The sequence below is a fragment of the Ochrobactrum chromiisoli genome, assembly GCF_026241335.1.
In the GTDB taxonomy this organism is placed as follows: domain Bacteria; phylum Pseudomonadota; class Alphaproteobacteria; order Rhizobiales; family Rhizobiaceae; genus Brucella; species Brucella chromiisoli.
Window position 1 is genome coordinate 96,180 of the sequence record NZ_JAPHAV010000005.1, and the last position, 13,189, is coordinate 109,368.

Genomic DNA, 13,189 nt, shown 5'->3' on the forward strand with positions numbered 1-13,189 from the left:
CCGGCTGTCAAGTTGAAGCAGCATAGGCATTCGCGCCTCAGTAAAGGAGCGCGTAGCAATGCCTCAATCAATTGAACTCACGAACATCGGAAAAACCTTTGGCGGAAATGACGTCCTCAAAGGCATTGATCTTTCCATTCGTCCGGGCGAGTTCATTTCACTCGTCGGTATGTCCGGATGTGGTAAATCAACCCTGTTGCGGATTATCGCAGGGCTTGAAGCGCCCGATAGCGGCTCTGTCGCCATTGGCAATCAGGACGTAACCGACATCGACCCCAGCGATCGCAATCTCGCGATGGTTTTTCAATCCTATGCGCTTTATCCGCATATGAATGTTCGCCAGAACATTGCGACACCGCTTAAAATGCGCAAGCTGAAGCTATCGGCACGACTGCCGCTGATAGGGCGTCTGTTTTCATCCGCTAAGGTGATGGCAGAAATCGACGATGCCGTTTTACAGGCTGCCGAGACTTTGCATATCGAGCATCTGCTTGATCGTAAGCCTGCGCAGCTTTCAGGTGGACAAAGACAGCGCGTTGCCCTTGCACGCGCCCTGGTACGCTCTCCGTCAGCCTTTCTCATGGATGAGCCGCTTTCCAATCTTGATGCCAAACTGCGCGCCCATATGCGCAACGAGCTTGCGCAGCTTCATCGCCGCCTTGGTGCGACCTTTGTCTATGTGACACACGATCAGATCGAAGCGATGACCATGTCAGACCGCATTGCGCTCATGTCAGAAGGTCGTATCGAACAATTGGGAACGCCGGATGAACTTTACAGCCGCCCGGCAACGCTGACGGTTGCGCGCTTTATCGGCACACCGTCGATCAATCTGCTTCCCGTTGAAATAGACGATCAGGGGCATGTAACCTTCATCGGGAAAGCACTCGGAATAGCGGTGGCACCGGGACAAAGCGGACCGGCGATGCTGGGTCTGCGTGCTGAAGATTTGCGTGTGGTGGAAAAAGGATTGGCTGCACGTGTTGAGCGCAGCGAAACCCATGGTGCTGATCGCTTTGTTACCTGTCGTCTTCTCGATGATAACAACATCGAAATCACATTGCGCCAGCGTGCGGGCGATAGCTTCAATGAAGCCTCCGATGGCGTGCTTCATATTGGCTTTTCCCCGGATCGCATTCATTTGTTTGGCAATAATGGTTTGCGTATTGAAGCCATGCGCGAGCGGGTGCTGGCATGACGAGCACCGATTTTAAAGACGTTAGTGCTCTCGGCTATCGGGCACGTCAGTCACGCACAGCAAGACATCTTGTCATGCGTGGATTGATGTTTGCAGCACCGGCAGGTCTGCTTTTGCTTGCAACCTACATCATCCCGATGATCGTTCTGGCGGGATTTTCGGTGACTGATTATCAGCTTGGAGCCCTCTCGTCCCGTTTTGTGGGGCTGGGGAATTTTATCAAAGCTATTAGCGATCCCGTTTTCATACGGTCGCTGAGAAACACGGTTCTCTATGCGCTGATTGTCATACCGTTCGGCGTGTTTCTCGCGCTTGGCATTGCACTGCTTGTTTACAATCGCAAGCGGAGCCGTGGGTTCTGGGAAGTTGCTTATTTTCTGCCGGTGACTGCAACTTTGGTTGCTATGGCAACCGTCTGGCAGTTCCTGCTGCATCCTTCCATCGGCCCGGTGAATGCCGTCATCAAATGGTTTGGGTTTGAGCCGGTATCATTTTTATCCAATCCCGCATTGCTTATTCCGACCATGGCTCTGATTGGAATCTGGCAGGTGCTCGGCTTCAACATGGTGCTGTTTCTGGCGGGACTGACGGCAATCTCCAAAGATCTGCATGAAGCGGCGCGTCTTGATGGGGCGAAAAACCCGATTGATCGTTTTTTGACGGTGACGTGGCCTATGCTCGGCCCCACAACCATGTTCGTTGTCGTTACGACCTCCATTTCCGCATTCAAAGTGTTTGAGACGGTTGCGGTGTTGACCAAAGGGCGCTTCGGTTCAGAAACACTGCTTTTCAATCTTTACCTTGAAGGTTTCGAATATTCGAACACCGGTTACGCAGCAGCCCTTACGCTGATTTTTCTGGCGATTGTGCTGGTGCTTTCCATTGGACAAACCCTCCATCTCGACAAGAAAGTGCACTACTGATGGCCGCACTTCGAAAATATATGCCGCATCTCGTTTTGGCGCTGGGTGCGTTCGTTATGCTGCTGCCATTCTACTGGATGGTACTGACCTCAATTCGCTCTCCGGCAGAAGTCTTCAACGTATCGCTTTGGCCAATTCCGGAAAAATTTGATGCTGTCGAGAATTATACACGGGCGGCTGCTCAAGTGCCCATGGCGCGCTTCATGCTCAATGGTGTCATTGTCTGTTTCGGTATTCTGATCGTGCAGGTTCTAACTGCCGTTCCCGCTGCCTACGCACTGGCGAAATTGCGTTTTCCGGGCCGCAAACTCATGCTTGCCTTGGTGATTGCAGCTCTATGCGTGCCTATTCAGGCACTCGCTCTGCCGCTGTTTGTCGGTTTGGCAAAGATGCAATTGCTCAACACCTATTTCGCGATGATGGCTCCGTTCTTTCTGTCGGTTTTTGCGATCTTTCTGTTTCATCAGTCGTTTCGCAGCTATCCCGATGAAATCATCGAAGCGGCCCGTATGGACGGCTTTTCTGAGATGGAAATCTGCTGGGGTATCGTCCTGCGTGGTTCTCTGCCTTCGCTTGCAGCCTTCGCTGTCTTTTCACTCGTCGCACATTGGAACGATCTGTATTGGCCGATGGTCGTTGTCTCTGACACCAATCTCGCGCCACCACCACTCGGCATGCTGTTTTTCGCCGATATCGAGTCTGGTGCGAATTACGGCGCGCTCATGGCAGGGGCCACGATCATTACCGCGCCCATGGTCGTCTGTTTCCTGCTTGCACGCAGGCATTTCATCGCGGGCATCACGATGACCGGCGTCAAATAATCCCGTTCACCACTTACTTTCCTCCCACTGTCCACTGGAGACTTTTATGACCATCAATCGACGCCGTGTCATTAACGGCATGCTTCTGGGCCTTGCCGTTGCGGGCCTTGCCAAGCCCGGCATTGCTGCCGCGGGCGATGTCACGCTCAACGTGCTTTACAATCTGCCAGGTTTCACGAAATTCCATCAGCCGCTGGCCGATGAATTCATGAAGAACAATCCTGATATCAAGATTAACTTTCTTGCGCCGGCAGTCGGTTACAATGAAGGCCAGCAGCAGGTGCTGCGTGCAGCGGTCACGGGCAATCTCCCGGATGTTTATTTCTCTGGTTATAATCTGACGGGTGAGTTGGTGCATACGCTTGCGCCACGCAATCAGATTACCGATCTGGGACCCTTCATCGAGGCTGAAGGCGGTCAGGCGTTCCTCGATAAGAATTATAGTCCCAAGATGGCTGCACTTGGTCAGGTTGACGGCAAGCAATACGGTTTGCCGGTCAACGCATCATCGCCCATCATCTATATCAATTCTGATCTGGTGAAGAAGGCTGGCGGCGATCCTGAAAACATGCCGAAGACCTTTGCCGGTCTTATTGAACTGGCAAAGAAGATTCACGCCCTTGATCCAAAGATTGCGGGGATGGGCTATGACATCAATGGTTGGCCGGATGACTGGTTATGGCAGTCGCTGGTCTTTCAGCAGGGTGGCAAGCTGGTCGATGAAAAGACCAAAAAAGTTGCTTTTGATAATGAAATTGGCCTGAATGCACTTAAGCTTACACGCCAGTTTGTGACGGAAGGTGGCCAGAATCTGCTCGATTGGGATCAGTCGCGCCAGCAGTTTGGTGCGGGCCTCACAGGGTTTATTTTCTCGACCCCAGCCCATGTCCAGACCATTGAAGGCCTTGTGGGTGATCGCTTCAAGCTTGTGACTGCGACTTTCCCGCTTGATAATGCTGAAAATGGCGGCGTTCCAACAGGTGGCAACTCGGCTGTTATCCTGACACAGGAAAAAGAAAAGCAGGATGCGGCCTGGAAATATCTGAAGTGGATAACCGGCCCCCAAGCACAGAACGTGATTGTGCGCATTACCGGTTATTTGCCGACAAACAAGCTTGCGACCGGACCGGAATATCTGGCTCCATATTATGCCGAGCATCCCAATGTCGAAACCGCATCGCGACAGGCTGACCGCTCGTTGCCTTGGGCCGGTTATCCGGGTGGCGATTCCGTTCGTATCTGGCGCACGCAGCGTGACATTATTGGCACGGTCATGCGTGGCGAAATTTCGCCTGAAGACGGCCTCAAGCAGCTCGTTGAACAAACAAACGCACTGATGAAATAAGAGCGGCATCCGATCATTGGGGCTGCGAAACCAGCGATAGTCGGCCTTCGCAGCCTTATTCATTCCCCGAAAGACAGATTATGAAAATCATCCAGATCACCGATACCCATCTGATGCCATCGGGCATTGTGGTCAATGGTGTGGACCCTGAAAAGCAACTGCGGATCGCGGTCACAGACATTATCGAAAAACACAGCAACGCCGATCTTTTGGTGATCACTGGTGATCTTTGCAATTATGGCGATCCCGAAGCCTATGAATTGCTGCGTGAAATTCTCGCTCCTGTGCCATTTCAAACGCGTCTGTTGTTAGGCAATCACGATCGCAGACCGGAATTCATTACTGCCTTTCCCGATCATCCGCGCGATGAAAATGGCTATATCCAGTCTTATATGGATACCGATTTTGGTCGCTTGCTGTTTCTTGACAGCCATGAAGCCGGCTTGATTGGCGGTATCTTTAAGGAAGACAGGCTTGCGTGGTTGGACGCAGCGCTTTCAGGCGCAGGCGATCTGCCTGTCACGGTTTTCATCCATCATCCACCATTTGATGCTGGCATCGCTCATTTTGATGCGATCGGCATGCATGACAATGGCGCGCTTATGCATCGTCTTCATGCGCACCCTGCCGGTGTCCGTCACATTGTCTTTGGTCATATTCATGTGCCACTGGCAGGCACGAGTGCGCAAGGCATTGCTTATAGTTCGGGGCAGGCGTGCTCTCATCGCTTCATTACGGAACTGGATATTCCAACCCCCTGGTGGACGGGCGGGCTACCATGCTACCGCGTGATCAAACTTGATGCGCATGGGGTGCGCGCCTATAATTTTGAGGTTGGACAGGTTCCCACAAGCCGGGCAGAAATCTGCGCTGGTCCTTAGGTGGGTTTTGTAAACGATGGTCAGTCCAAGGTTGCTTCGTCAAAGACAATGACCTGTCCGATGGTCTTTCAGTTTCCGTGATTGAGGGCTTAAAGCAAGGGGTAGTCGGGGCTTTGAAGGAAGCACCGCTTAGAGCATTTCCTGTTTTGATTGGAACATTGGAAATGTTTTCATGAAACAGGAAAACGCAATAATCTTGGGAATTTTCTGGCGGATCAGCCTGATGCAGGAGAGGTCCTCAGCACCCGCAGCGCATTCAGGATCACTGCGACATCAATGGCTTCCTGAAGGATCGCGCCTTGAACTGGAGGCAGATAACCAAGCGCTGCCACGATCATTGCTATAATGGATAGGCCTATGCCTAAGACAACACTCTCTAAAGCGATACCGCGCGACCGTTGAGCGATCTCTATACCCGTGCGGAGCCGATCTATCCTGTCGACGAGAAGCACGACGTCAGCTGCTTCTGCAGACGCTGCGGCACCTCTGGCTCCCATCGCAACCCCGACGTCTGCAACGGCAAGCGCCGGCGCGTCGTTCACCCCGTCGCCGACCATCATCACCGGGCCGTATTTTCGCTCGCTGATGACTGTGTGCACCTTTTGATCGGGTGTCAGTTCGGAGCGGATTGCATCCATCCCCAGTCCGCTTGCAATGCGTTGGGCAACTGCATCGCGATCGCCGGTTGCCAGAATGATGCGCTTGATGCCATCCTTGCGTAGCCCGTTGAGCGTCTGCATGACATCGCTGCGCACGCGGTCGGCCATAATGATGAAGCCCGCCATCTTGCCGTCTATTGCCACTGCAACCACGGCAGACCCGGCTTCTGTTTCAGGGACTTCAATCTGCTCTGACTGTGTCTGTTTTCCAACGAAGCTATTGCCGCCGACAGCAATGTTTCTGCTATCGACACGCCCTGCCACGCCATCTCCGGCAATTTCCGAAACCTCTGATGGTAGCGCAAGATTGATGCCACGTCTTTGCGCTGCCAATACCAGTGCCTGCGCCATTGGATGTTTGGACATTTGATCAAGAGAGGCAGCGAACCGCAGCACCTCATTTTCGGTGAATCCCTGCTCAACATGGATAGAAACAATCTGCGGGCGGCCATCGGTCAGAGTTCCTGTCTTGTCCAGCACCAGCGTATTGATGCGGGCCATATTCTCCAATGGACGGGCACCTTTGACCAAAACGCCGAAGTGAGCGCAGCGTGAGACACCCGCAACAAGAGCGACGGGGACTGCAAGAATGAGAGGGCAGGGTGTTGCCACAACAAGAACCGCCACCGCCCTGATCGGGTCTCCCGTGAGCCACCATGCGCAAAACGCGATCACGATGGTCACAATCAGAAAGCCGACAGACCAGCGATCTGCCAGCCTCGACATTGGAGCCTTTGAGTGCTGAGCCTTTTCGACAAGGCGAACAATGCCAGCGTAGGTGCTGTCCTTGGCTTCGTGCTTGGTAACGATATCAAAAGCATCACCAGCATTCATCGAGCCACTGAGCACATCCGCGCCGCGAGAAAGTGAAACGGGAAGTGACTCTCCCGTCAGTGCCGACATGTTTATGAAGGCATTTTCGGACGCGATGCTTCCATCGACGGGGATGATTTCGCCCTGCCGGATCAGCAGCCGATCATCCTGCCGAACGATATCAACGGCAACTTCCTGCAGGTGGTCATTCTCATACCGCATTGCCGTTCGTGGAACACGAGACAGCAGATCATGCATTTCGCGCCGTGCTTGCCCTTCGGCAAAATTTTCAAGGAACGCTCCGCCTGTGTACATGAGCGCCACAATTGTGGCCGCCAGTGTTTCCCCAAATGCAAGAGCCGCCGACATTGACATCGCAGCAACGATATCCAGCCCAAATTCTCGTCGCCATAGGCTGCGGATGATATCGACGAATAACGAAGCAAGTACCGGCAAAGTGGCAATGGTCCAAGTGAGCCGTGCGCTTTGCGTATAATTGAAAAAATGCAGGACGAGCCCGATAATTAGCCCGCAAAGGGCAAATATCAGAAGACTGGCTTTAAACGTGTCTTTAGCCGAGCGTTGCATTTTTCACGTCTCCGCATAAGCGTTTTGGAAGAGGGAACCGGCGTTCGAAACGCGCGCTTATGGCAACGAGAGAGGTGAGAATAAAGACATCTTCGATGCTTCTGCCGTCATATAAGCCATGGGTTATTGCGTGCTTTTTCGAAGGGTGCTGGCGCTTGCCAACTTGTCTTAAGGTGCGCAGCCAAAACAGCATGGAGATGATCAGACGGCCGTGCCGACCAGGGCGCCTATGCCTGCGGTCAGTGCCATTGCCAATGCGCCCCAGAAAGTAACCCGCGCGGTGGCTTTCATCACATCTGCCCCTCCTGTTTTGGCCCCGATTGCGCCAAGTAAAGCCAGAAACAGCAAGGAAGCGATGGCGACTGCGTACAGCAGGATCGAAGGCGGCGCGATGATGACCATGAAGAGCGGTAGAGCTGCACCAACTGAGAAAGTGGCGGCGGACGTCAGTGCTGCCTGCACAGGGCGCGCTTCCATGTGCTCGACGATGCCGAGTTCTTCGCGGGCGTGCGTTTCGAGAGCGTTGTGTGCCGTTAGTTGAACTGCCACCTGCCGCGCCAGATCATGGGTCAGGCCCCGTTCAATATAGGTTTGCGTTAACTCGTCAAGCTCGGCTTCGGGCTGCGTTTCCAGTTCTTTTCGCTCACGGGCGAGGTCGGCTGTTTCCGTGTCAGACTGAGAGCTGACCGAAACATATTCACCTGCTGCCATGGACATTGCGCCGGCGACAAGGCCTGCAACGCCAGCAACCATGATCTGTGTTGTGCCAGGTGAGGCGGATGCGACACCCATAATCAGACTGGCCGTTGAGACAATACCATCATTTGCCCCAAGGACTGCAGCGCGCAGCCAGCCGATCCGGGATACGAGATGTTTCTCTGTATGTGATCGGGTCATATATTCGTCTCCCGCCAATCAATGTCCGCTGCTATCTTAGCTTTAATGGGACCTTTTACCAGTGGGCTACTTTTTTGTCATTAATGGCCTGCACACACTTGAGCCTAAAGGGAGTTGTGCAGGCAGAGTGGTTGATAAAACTATTAAGATGAGGGATTGCACAGCAATTCAATATATATTATATTATTTTTTATATTGAACCAATAGGAGGCAAAAATGCCTATCACCAGGATATCAGAAAAGCTGTCGGTATCGTCTCAGCCAAGCTTGGATGAGTTGCATTCACTGCGTGGCCGTGGCTTTGGGGCGCTTATCAATAACCGACCCGATGGCGAAGATGCTGATCAGCCCGGAAACCAAACTGAATACGATCTGGCCCGTCAAAGCGGTCTCTCCTATAGTTTCATTCCGGTTACAATGAATTCGATCACTGAGGCCGATGTGCGGGCTTTTCAAAAGGTGGTCAGAGAGTCTGAAGGGCCGGTGCTCGCTCACTGCAGGACAGGGACTCGCGCGCTTAGCCTTCACCTGATTGGCGAGATGCTTGATGGGCGAATGTCTGCCGATGAGGTCACGGCATTGGGGCGTCTTCATGGTTTTGATATGAGTGCTGCCATTGCTTGGTTCAAGCAGTTTAAGCAACGTCGACCGCAGGTAAAGGGCTTCTTCGACAAAAGGACCTGGAGCGTGCAGTATGTGGTGTCAGATCCAGAAACCCGTATGTGCGCCATAATTGATCCGGTTCTCGACTTTGATGAAAAGTCAGGCTCAACCGCGACGGCCAATGCAGACGCGATCCTTGATTACGTTCGCGAGAATGATTTGACGGTCGAATGGATACTCGACACGCATCCGCATGCCGACCACTTTTCCGCAGCGCAGTACCTGAAAGAGAAAACCGGCGCAAAAACTGCGATAGGCGAGCATGTTGTCGATGTTCAGGCGCTTTGGAAGCAAATCTACAACTGGCCTGAGCTGGCTGCTGATGGCTCGCAATGGGATCGGCTGTTTGTTGATGGCGATACATTCAGTATTGGCTCGATCAATGCCACGGTGATGTTTTCTCCCGGACACACGCTTGCTTCGATCACTTACGTGATCGGTGACGCTGCCTTCGTTCATGACACGCTCTTTATGCCCGACAGCGGCACGGCGCGCGCCGATTTTCCCGGCGGAGATGCAGATGTCTTGTGGCATTCGATCCAGGCGATCCTGAGGCTTCCGGATGAAACCAGAATATTCACCGGCCACGACTATCAGCCGTGCGGTCGGGCACCACGCTGGGAAAGCACGGTTGGGGATCAGAAGAAGTTTAATGCCCATATTGCCAGCATGACGGAAGATGCGTTTGTTGCACTGCGCAACAAACGGGACAAGACATTGCCGATGCCTAAACTGATCCTGCATGCCTTGCAGGTGAACATACGCGGCGGGCGTCTTCCTGAGCCGGAAGCCAACGGAAAGCGCTACCTTAAGTTTCCACTGGACGCATTGGAGGGAGCTGCATGGGAATGACCAATGACATGAATATGATGATGAAGGGTGGTTTGTCCCCAACAGAGCTTTCTTCGCGAGCAGGTGAGGTTGCAAACCTGCTCAAAACGCTGTCGCATCCGGCGCGGTTGATGCTTGTCTGCAGTTTGGTGGAAGGCGAATATTCCGTCGGCGAACTCGAAGAAAAAGTTGATGTTCACCAACCGCATCTGTCGCAGCACCTGACCGTTTTGCGCGGTTCGGGGATTGTCGAAACCAGGCGCGAGGGGAAACAAATCTTTTACAGCCTGACGGAAGACAAGGCGGCACAATTGATCAATGCCCTTTATGCCATTTTCTGCGTGGAGACACAAAAATGAACATTTACCTCTCATCGCTGGTTGGTGGGATGCTAATCGGCACTTCCGCCGCGATGCTGCTGGTCCTTAACGGCAGGATTGCAGGGATCAGTGGCATTGTCGGACGCCTGATACAGGGGAACGGTGTGCTGCTCAACTTTGCCTTCGTTCTGGGGCTCATACTTGGCCCGGTCGCCTATCTGATCATTTTTGGCAATTGGCCAGCTGTTCAGATCACGGTTGGCTGGCCACTGATCATCGTCGCCGGTTTGCTGGTTGGCTTTGGATCGCGCATGGGATCGGGTTGCACCAGCGGCCATGGCGTGCTGGGACTCGCGCGTCTGTCACCACGATCTATGGCCGCAGTTGCCACTTTCCTGACAACTGGAGTGATTGCCGTGACTGTGCTGAGGGGGCTGGGCCTATGAACCGGAAGATCTATGAGTTCTGCGTTGCTCTTGCCGCTGGGGGCATTTTTGGCTTCGGCCTGTCTTTGTCTGGAATGCTGAATCCGGTCAACGTGCAAGGCTTTCTCGATATTTTTGGCGCATGGGATCCACGTCTTGCCTTTGTTCTGGGCGGCGCCGTGATGGTGGCCTTTATTGGCGTACAGATAGCGAAGCGGATGCAGCATCCTGTTTTTGCCGAGACGTTTCATATGCCCACCAACCGGCGAATTGATACGCCACTGATTCTAGGCTCTGCGCTGTTTGGTCTGGGCTGGGGGATCGGTGGCTTCTGTCCCGGTCCTGCCATCGCATCATTGTCGCTCGGGTTGCCGCAGAGCATTCTGTTCGTTGTTGCGATGCTGGTCGGCATGGCTTTTCATGACGCATTTTGGAGCAGACGCGCGTAAGCTGACCTTTTCTTGCGGCCATTGGCTTCGGAATGATAGTTGGTTAGGGTCTTTTCAGCAAAACTGCGCAGCGGTTTGCGTGGGATAACGCTTGAAAACAAATAGATAGGGCATTTCCGATGATTTAATCAAAACAGGAAATGCTCTAGCCCGTTTGGGCACGCGAATGTAACGAAAGCAGAGAACATTTTTATGCCGGCGATACCATTGCCCTTTGTTGTCGCCCTGCTCTTGAGCATTCTGCTTATTCGCGTGTTTGTTGAGAAGAGGGCATTTTTCAGACCGGCCCCCGTCTTCATCAGCGCTTGTATTCTTTTGATGATCACGGTTGGATTGCGCTGGAGTATCGATCTTCCATGGATTCGTTTCATCCAGCCGGCCATTGCTTCGCTCTTGCCACCGGTCGCCTGGCTTTGCTTTTCAAGACTGCGGCAGTCATCTGCAATGCGGGCATGGCCGCATTTTCTTCTTCCCGCAGCGGTGGTGTTCCTTTCGGCCTTTTGGGTTCAATGGCATCCGCCGATTGATCTTATTCTCGCCGTTGTTTACTTCGGGTACGGGGCTGCTCTTCTTCGCAGTGGGTCTGCGGGGGCTGATTGTTTTGAACGCGTCCGACTGAGCGATACGGACGGCGCGCTCAAGGCCGTTTCCACGGTTGGTGGTCTTCTGCTTTTTTCGGGGATTATTGATCTCATAATTGCCGGAGATTTCGGTTTTTATCGTGGACACCACGCGGCTTTGATCGTTGGGATCGCCAATATGATCATGCTTCCGATCATTGCTTATGCAATTGCTGTTATCGGTCGAAGCATACCTGATGATGAGAACCGCGAGGCTGAGCCGGAGGTTCCGTTTATCACAGAGCAAGATCGGCAGATCGTTGATATGGTCGATGTGATGATGCTTTCGAAGAAGCTTTATCGCGATCCTGATCTGACACTGAGCCGGCTATCACGCCAACTTGGTATTCCTTCCCGGCAAATATCAATGGCAATCAACCGTGCGCTTGGGCGCAATGTGTCTCAAGTCGTCAACGAATACCGGATCCGGGACGCCCGGCGCCTGCTGGAAGAGACGGATCTGCCGATCACAGCCGTGATGTTCGAATGCGGCTTTCAAACGAAGTCAAACTTCAATCGGGAATTTACCAGAGTGACCGGCGCGACCCCAAGCGACTATCGTCGCCTGGGCGCACAGCGCACGAATACCGAGCGTGGTCCTATGGTTTGATCGGGAGGGCCGTGGCTAGAAACCCGATTACCAGAAAGGAAATCTCCCGGTGGATTTCTTCGCGCTCGCGTGTTCCCGCCTCCTTGCAAACAATCCCGTCACCTGGCGTTTCTTCTTCAATCAGTGCGGCAGCGCCGGGTTTGCAAAGCTGCATGAAACTGAAATGAAGTGCATCGGGAATGTCGACATAGGTCGAAGAGGCTTTGCGCAAATGCTGCGCAAGATAGCCGCTTTCAAGCACGGCAGGCATATCGCCAATATCAGTGCCAGCACTGATAACAAGTGACGGGATGTCGATGCTTGCCAGACTTTCCGGCGAAAACCCGCGCGCCAGCCCCAAATCAAGGGAAATGAAAGCTCCAAGACGCGGATCACCCATTTCCTTCTCAAGTTCGCGGTTTCCAAGCCCGAGTTCTGCCGAAAGGCTGCACGCACGGGGGCTAGTATGGATCTTGCAATCCTGTTCGAAGCGGGCAGTATCAAAGCGCGCACCTGCAAGCGCGGTTACGGTCCATCCGCCTAACGAATGGCCGATAGCGGCAATCCGCTGTGCATCAATTTGTCCGCCAAGTTGAGGATCGGCCATCAGGGCATCGATAACACGGCTCAGATCATGTGGCCGTTCCCATAATTTGCCAGCCTGATCCGCATTTTTATTGAAGGTCGTTGTCCCAGGGTGATCCGGTGCAGCGACAATATAGCCTTGCTGAGCAAGATCGCTCGCAAGCCAGTTTAAATTGCGCCAGTTACCGCCATACCCATGCGAAAGAACCACCAGCGGATGCGAACCGGGCGTGGGGGCTGCTTCTTTCACTGCGGGCGTGCCATAAAATACGCTATTCTCGCCTACAGTTGAGGTTTTGGACGGATCATCCGTTGGATACCAGATCGCAATAGGCAGGGATCGCGCAGCGCCTTTATCAAGTTCAATCTGCCTAAAACCGACAGTTTCGGCAGAATGAGCGAGCGTTGCGATGGACAGCCACATTGCGGCAGTCAAAAAGGAAAACTTCAGCATGAAAGCCTCTTGGTTGATTTAACACGGCTCACATGCTTCAAAATCAGGGCATTGGAGACCTCAAACGCGATTGAGGACGTGCCATCGACCCTGATTTATGCGCCTTATCAAAGCGTGTCTGGTCAAAC

Annotated in this window: 13 protein-coding genes; 10 read left to right on the forward strand and 3 right to left on the reverse strand. The window is 53.2% G+C overall.

What is annotated here, in order from left to right:
• Positions 1-58: 58 nt before the first annotated feature.
• From OPR82_RS12215 to OPR82_RS12235, 5 genes are all read left to right on the forward strand, one after another.
• The gene (locus tag OPR82_RS12215; RefSeq protein ID WP_265985069.1) at positions 59-1,198 is read left to right on the forward strand and encodes an ABC transporter ATP-binding protein; all 1,140 of its coding nucleotides are present in this window, start codon (positions 59-61) and stop codon (positions 1,196-1,198) included.
• Positions 1,195-2,121: a carbohydrate ABC transporter permease gene (locus OPR82_RS12220; protein WP_265985070.1), complete on the forward strand. Its 927-nt coding sequence runs from the start codon at positions 1,195-1,197 to the stop codon at positions 2,119-2,121. The genes OPR82_RS12215 and OPR82_RS12220 overlap by 4 nt, the downstream gene beginning before the upstream one ends.
• A complete protein-coding gene (locus tag OPR82_RS12225) occupies positions 2,121-2,942 on the forward strand; it encodes a carbohydrate ABC transporter permease (protein ID WP_265985071.1) in 822 nt (273 codons plus the stop codon). The genes OPR82_RS12220 and OPR82_RS12225 overlap by 1 nt, the downstream gene beginning before the upstream one ends.
• Before the next feature lie 46 nt (positions 2,943-2,988).
• Complete coding sequence (locus tag OPR82_RS12230) at positions 2,989-4,287, forward strand: ABC transporter substrate-binding protein (RefSeq protein ID WP_265985072.1); 1,299 nt, start codon at positions 2,989-2,991, stop codon at positions 4,285-4,287.
• 80 nt (positions 4,288-4,367) lie between these two features.
• Positions 4,368-5,168 carry a phosphodiesterase gene (locus OPR82_RS12235; RefSeq protein WP_265985073.1) on the forward strand — a complete coding sequence of 267 codons (801 nt, stop codon included), beginning with the start codon at positions 4,368-4,370 and terminating at the stop codon, positions 5,166-5,168.
• Between the two features lie 215 nt (positions 5,169-5,383).
• Here the strand turns inward: OPR82_RS12235 and OPR82_RS12240 are convergent, their stop codons facing one another.
• A complete protein-coding gene (locus tag OPR82_RS12240; RefSeq protein ID WP_265985074.1) occupies positions 5,384-7,228 on the reverse strand; it encodes a heavy metal translocating P-type ATPase in 1,845 nt (614 codons plus the stop codon).
• 201 nt (positions 7,229-7,429) lie between these two features.
• A complete protein-coding gene (locus OPR82_RS12245) occupies positions 7,430-8,125 on the reverse strand; it encodes a VIT1/CCC1 transporter family protein (protein ID WP_265985075.1) in 696 nt (231 codons plus the stop codon).
• Positions 8,126-8,341: 216 nt separating this feature from the next.
• On the opposite strand from OPR82_RS12245, the gene blh reads away from it, so the two are divergent.
• The 5 genes from blh (at position 8,342) to OPR82_RS12270 (ending at position 12,043) form a co-directional block, all read left to right on the forward strand.
• A complete protein-coding gene (gene blh / locus OPR82_RS12250; RefSeq protein WP_265985076.1) occupies positions 8,342-9,640 on the forward strand; it encodes a bifunctional sulfur transferase/dioxygenase Blh in 1,299 nt (432 codons plus the stop codon).
• Positions 9,631-9,978 carry a sulfite-sensing transcriptional repressor BigR gene (gene bigR / locus OPR82_RS12255; RefSeq protein WP_265985077.1) on the forward strand — a complete coding sequence of 116 codons (348 nt, stop codon included), beginning with the start codon at positions 9,631-9,633 and terminating at the stop codon, positions 9,976-9,978. Before blh ends, bigR begins: the two co-directional genes overlap by 10 nt.
• Positions 9,975-10,385, forward strand: coding sequence for a YeeE/YedE family protein (locus OPR82_RS12260; RefSeq protein WP_265985078.1), 411 nt, complete (start codon positions 9,975-9,977; stop codon positions 10,383-10,385). Before bigR ends, OPR82_RS12260 begins: the two co-directional genes overlap by 4 nt.
• On the forward strand, positions 10,382-10,813 hold the full coding sequence (locus tag OPR82_RS12265) for a YeeE/YedE family protein (RefSeq protein ID WP_265985079.1): 432 nt from the start codon (positions 10,382-10,384) through the stop codon (positions 10,811-10,813). The genes OPR82_RS12260 and OPR82_RS12265 overlap by 4 nt, the downstream gene beginning before the upstream one ends.
• Before the next feature lie 192 nt (positions 10,814-11,005).
• Positions 11,006-12,043, forward strand: coding sequence for a helix-turn-helix domain-containing protein (locus tag OPR82_RS12270; protein ID WP_265985080.1), 1,038 nt, complete (start codon positions 11,006-11,008; stop codon positions 12,041-12,043).
• On the opposite strand, the gene OPR82_RS12275 is transcribed toward OPR82_RS12270, so the two are convergent.
• The gene (locus OPR82_RS12275; RefSeq protein WP_265985081.1) at positions 12,033-13,061 is read right to left on the reverse strand and encodes an alpha/beta hydrolase family protein; all 1,029 of its coding nucleotides are present in this window, start codon (positions 13,059-13,061) and stop codon (positions 12,033-12,035) included. The genes OPR82_RS12270 and OPR82_RS12275 overlap by 11 nt on opposite strands.
• Positions 13,062-13,189 lie beyond the last annotated feature (128 nt).